The sequence below is a fragment of the Burkholderia sp. Ax-1720 genome (assembly GCF_011753035.1).
Classification (GTDB): domain Bacteria; phylum Pseudomonadota; class Gammaproteobacteria; order Burkholderiales; family Burkholderiaceae; genus Burkholderia; species Burkholderia gladioli.
Map to the genome: position 1 here is coordinate 1 of NZ_VWWK01000330.1, position 3,485 is coordinate 3,485.

Annotated in this window: 3 protein-coding genes; all 3 read right to left on the reverse strand. The window is 69.0% G+C overall.

What is annotated here, in order from left to right; translation table 11 throughout:
• The coding region (locus F3J18_RS36200) for a methyl-accepting chemotaxis protein (RefSeq protein WP_240156506.1) at positions 1–1,632 on the reverse strand (1,632 nt) is incomplete at its 3' end.
• A 34-nt stretch (positions 1,633–1,666) separates the two neighbouring features.
• On the reverse strand, positions 1,667–2,197 hold the full coding sequence (gene cheW, locus F3J18_RS36205) for a chemotaxis protein CheW (RefSeq protein ID WP_025099992.1): 531 nt from the start codon (positions 2,195–2,197) through the stop codon (positions 1,667–1,669).
• 34 nt (positions 2,198–2,231) lie between these two features.
• On the reverse strand, positions 2,232–3,485 hold a 1,254-nt coding region (locus F3J18_RS36210; RefSeq protein WP_205195715.1), incomplete at its 5' end, for a chemotaxis protein CheW.

Sequence of the window (3,485 nt, forward strand, 5' to 3'; positions counted from 1 at the left end):
GGCAGCCTGCGGCGCCGGCAGCGCGGCCGGCTTGCGCAGCATCGGTTCGGCGGCAGCCTGCGCGAGCGCGGCCGCGCCGCCCTCGACGCGCCAGCCGCCCACCACCGCCTTCAGTTGCCGGGTCTGGTCTTCCAGCGAAGCCGCCGCTGCCGCGGCCTGCTCGACCAGGGCGGCGTTCTGCTGGGTGACCGCGTCCATCTGGCCGACCGCGCGATTGATCTGCTCGATGCCGGTCGACTGCTCGTGCGAGGCGGCGCTGATCTCGCCGATGATGTCGGTCACGCGGCGCACCGCCTGCACGATCTCGGCCATCGTCGCGCCGGCCCGCTCGACCAGCTCCGAGCCGCTGCGCACGTTGTCGGCCGAATCGCCGATCAGCTGCTTGATCTCCTTGGCCGCCGTAGCGCTGCGCTGCGCGAGCGAGCGCACCTCGCCCGCCACCACCGCGAAGCCGCGGCCCTGCTCGCCGGCGCGAGCGGCTTCCACCGCCGCGTTGAGCGCCAGGATGTTGGTCTGGAACGCGATGCCCTCGATGGTGCCGATGATGTCGACCACCTTGTTCGAGCTGACCGAGATCGCCTGCATGGTGGTGACCACCTCGCTGACCACGTCGCCGCCGCGCGTGGCGATGTCGGAGGCGTTGACGGCCAGCTGGCTGGCCTGGCGCGCGTTCTCGGCGTTCTGGCGCACCGTGCCGGTGAGCTGCTCCATGCTGGAAGCGGTTTCCTGCAGCGAGGCGGCCTGCTGCTCGGTGCGCTGCGAGAGGTCGACGTTGCCGCTGGCGATCTCGTGCGCGCCGACGTCGATCGACTCGGCGCCGCGATGCACGGACTTCACCATCTCGGTCATGGCCTTCTGCATGCGGCCGATGCCGGTAAACAGGCGCCCGATCTCGTTGCGGTTGCCGAACTCGCGCACCGGCTCGGACAGGTCGCCCGCGGCGATCCGCTCGAACTGGCCGATGGCGCGCTCCAGCGGGCCGACGATCAGGCCGCGCAGCGCCAGGCGCACCACCACGATCATCACCACCGACAAACCGATGCCGATCGCGATGCAGGTGATCATCAGCGAGATCTGCGACTGGGTGTGCTCGCGGTGGCTGGCCACGCGCTTCTCCAGCGCGGCCGTCAGGTTGGCCACCGCGCCGTCGTAGGCCACGAACATCGGGCTGATCTGCGCATCGGCGATCGCGTGGTAGCCGGCGATGTCGCCGCCCTTGATCGCCGCGAACTCGGCGTCGACCGCGGTCTTCAGCGCGTCGTGGCGGGTGTTCGCCTCGTCGAGCTGGGCGCTGTCGATGCCGAGCTTCCTGGCCGCCTGGAACGCCTGCCAGTTCTGCGACGACTGCTCGTAGAGCGCCTGCGCGCGGTTCAGCGCGCTCTGCGTCTCCTCGACGTTGCCGGACTCGGTCAGCGCGCGCACGCGATCGAGCGCCACGCGCGTGCGCAGCAGGTAGGACGAGGTGTCGCTCAGCGAGCGGATCGCCGGCAGGTCGCCGCCGACGATCTCGTTGAACGCCGCGCCGGTCTGGTTCAGCGCCACCAGGCCGAGCCCGCCGACCACGGCGGTGAGAACCACGAACGACAATCCCACGGCGGTCAGCGTCGTGCGAATCGACCAGTTGTGCAGCATCATCAGTCTCCCCCGAGAGATTGCGCGGCGGCGCTTACACGCCGAATTCGTCGATGAGGGCCATCTCGCGGCTCGTCATCAGCTTTTCGATGTCCATCAGGATCAGCATCCGGCCGTCCACGCTGCCGAGCCCGGTCAGGTACTCGGTGGTCAGCGTCGCGCCGAACTCCGGCGCCGGCATGATCTGCTCGGAGGTCAGGGTCAGCACGTCGGAGACGCCGTCCACCACCATCCCGACCACGCGATGCGCGACGTTGAGGATGATCACCACGGTCTGGTGGTCGTACTCGATGCGCCCCAGGTGGAACTTGATGCGCATGTCGACGATCGGCACGATGATGCCGCGCAGGTTGATCACGCCCTTGATGAACTCGGGCGCGTTGGCGATGCGCGTGACGCTGTCGTAGCCGCGGATCTCCTGCACCTTCAGGATGTCGATGCCGTATTCCTCGTCGCCGAGCGTGAAGACCAGGAATTCCTGGCCGGCCGCGTCGCCCTGCGCGACGCCGCGACGGTTGGCGCCCGCGCCCGCGGCCGCCTGATGGATCGAATGGACTTCGGACACGTTGTCCTCCCAATGCGGCATGGCCGCGTAGCGGTTAGAAAGTCGCGAGCGCGCCCGCGCCGTGGGCGGAGCGGGCATCGCGATTCAGGGCGGCGACATCGACGATCAGCGCGACGCTGCCGTCGCCGAGTATCGTTGCGGCCGAAATGCCGTGTACCTTGCGGTAGTTCGTTTCGAGGTTCTTCACCACCACCTGCTGCTGGCCGACCAGCTCGTCGATCAGCATCGCGAAGCGGCGCCCCTCGGTCTCCATGATGGTGACGATGCCCTGGGTCGGGTCGGTGCGCGCGTCCTCCACCGAGAACACCTCGTGCAGCGCCACCAGCGGCAGGTACTCGCCGCGCACGCGCACCACGCGCTCGCCGTTGCCGACCGTGTAGATGTCGGCGGCGGCCGGCTGCAGCGACTCCATCACGAAGTTCAGCGGCAGGATGAAGATCTCGTTGCCGACCTTGACCGACATGCCGTCGAGGATCGCCAGCGTGAGCGGCAGCACGATGCGGGTGGTGGTGCCGCGCCCGGCCAGCGAGCTGATCTCGACATGGCCGCCCATCGCCTGGATGTTGCGCTTGACCACGTCCATGCCGACGCCGCGGCCGGATACGTCGGTGATGGTCTCGGCGGTCGAGAAGCCCGGCGCGAAGATCAGGTTCCAGACCTCGTCGTCGCTGATCGTGTCCGACACCGGGATGCCCTGCTGGGCCGCCTTGGCGAGGATCCGCTCGCGGTTCAGGCCGGCGCCGTCGTCGCTGACCTCGATCACGATGTTGCCGCCGTGGTGGGCGGCCGACAGCACCAGCTGGCCGACCGCGTCCTTGCCGGCGGCGCGGCGCTTCTCGACGGTCTCGATGCCGTGGTCGAGGCTGTTGCGCACCAGGTGGGTGAGCGGATCGATGATGCGCTCGATCAGGCTCTTGTCGAGCTCGGTGGCCTGGCCGAAGGTGACCAGCTCCACTTCCTTGCCGAGCTTGGCGGCCAGGTCGCGCACCAGGCGCGGGAAGCGGCTGAACACGTAGTCCATCGGCATCATGCGGATCGACATCACCGCTTCCTGCAGGTCGCGCGCATTGCGCTCGAGCTGGGCCATGCCGTTGTAGAGGCGGTCGTGCAGGGCCGGGTCGAAGGCGCTGGTGGTCTCGGCCAGCATCGCCTGGGTGATCACCAGCTCGCCGACCAGGTTGATCAGTTGGTCGACCTTCTCCACGCCGACCCGGATCGAGCTGCCCTCGGCGCCTGCCGCGGCCTGGTGGTTGCGCGCGCGGCGATCCTCGCCGGCGCCGCGGCCGTC